This is a genomic window from Aestuariimicrobium ganziense (genome assembly GCF_015352975.1).
In the GTDB taxonomy this organism is placed as follows: Bacteria; Actinomycetota; Actinomycetes; order Propionibacteriales; family Propionibacteriaceae; genus Aestuariimicrobium; species Aestuariimicrobium ganziense.
In genome coordinates this window covers 1-1,290 of sequence record NZ_JACYIZ010000015.1, presented here as the reverse complement: position 1 = coordinate 1,290, position 1,290 = coordinate 1, and the positions used below count along the sequence as shown (strand labels likewise).

1 protein-coding gene is annotated in these 1,290 nt (G+C 65.5%); it reads right to left on the bottom strand.

Going from position 1 to position 1,290, the window contains the following annotated elements; translation table 11 throughout:
• Positions 1-9: 9 nt before the first annotated feature.
• Entirely contained in the window at positions 10-1,077 is a 1,068-nt protein-coding gene (locus tag IE660_RS15230) for an IS110 family RNA-guided transposase (protein WP_328701994.1), read from the bottom strand.
• Between the last annotated feature and the right edge of the window lie 213 nt (positions 1,078-1,290).

The following is a 1,290-nucleotide window of genomic DNA, read 5'->3' as shown; positions in this document are numbered from 1 at the left end:
TCTCCTATGTCAAGCGGCTTGGGCGAGGTCGGTGCTCGCGGTGGCGTGGTCGGTGGTCAGGTGGTTGAAGACGACGCGGGCCAAGCGGCGTTTGAGGCAGCGCAGTGCTTCGGAGGTGGACATGCCTTGGGCCTTCTTCTTCTCGTAGTAGGTCTTGCCGAGCCCGTCAAGGCGGATCTGGGTGACCGCGATGCGGTGGATCGCGGTGTTGAGTTGTCGGTTGCCCGATCTGGTGAGTCGGACACGGCCGCGGGTGTTGCCCGACCAGACCGGGATCGGCGCGATCCCGGCGTGACGGGCGAAAGCTGCCTCGGACTTGAACCGGGTGATGCCGGCAGCCTCACCGACGAGCTTGGCTGCGGTCAGCGCACCAACCCCCGGCATCGCCAGCAGAGTCGGCGCGACCTGAGCAACGAGCACGCTGATGCGCTGCTCGAGCTGGTTGACCCGACCGGTCAACTCGATCACATCGGCCAGTTCCTCCCGGGCGAGTTCGGCCACGATCCCGGCCCGGCCCGCCAGTCGAGCAGCCAGGATCTGCTGATGCTTGGCCAAGTCCAGCGAGCCCGGTTTCGGTGCCCATGCCGGGTCCAGCTCATGGACCCGCCAAAGCAGCCGGTTGATCGTGGCGGTGCGGTGCTTGACCAAGTCGTCACGCCTGTCGACAAGCAGCTTCAACTCACGAGAACCCTCATCGTGAGACGCGATCGGCAGGTCAGGTTCACGCAGCGCCGCCCGGGCCACCGCCGCCGCGTCAATCGGGTCAGACTTACCGCGGGTACGCGCGATCCGACGCTGCTCCGCCATCATCTTCGGCGGCACCCGCACCACCTGCTGACCCGCTGTCAGCAAATCACGCTCCAGCCGCGCCGACAGATGCCGACAGTCCTCGATCGCCCAAACCACGTCGACGCCGAACCGCTCACGCGCCCACGCCACCACCTGCTGATGACCCGCCGAGTGCGCGCCAACAGTCCTGTGTCCCAGTTCACGGCCCGCCTGGTCAACCGCCACAAACGTGTGCGTCCACTTGTGCACGTCAGCTCCAACAACAACCATGGAGGTTGCCTCCTTCACTCAGATGCGAGGAACGATTGGGCCGGTCGGCGGACACATCTCAGTCGGGGCGATGCCACGCTCCTATCAAGTCACGCCGGCCGGTCCTTCACACCTGGCGCCGGCAAAACACATGCCCATCAACCCGAAGGCGACACTCAGGCTAAGAGCCAGACACCAAGTGCTCAGGATCCAACCAGCCGCTGAAGGCGACCGCCACCACCCTGACACTGA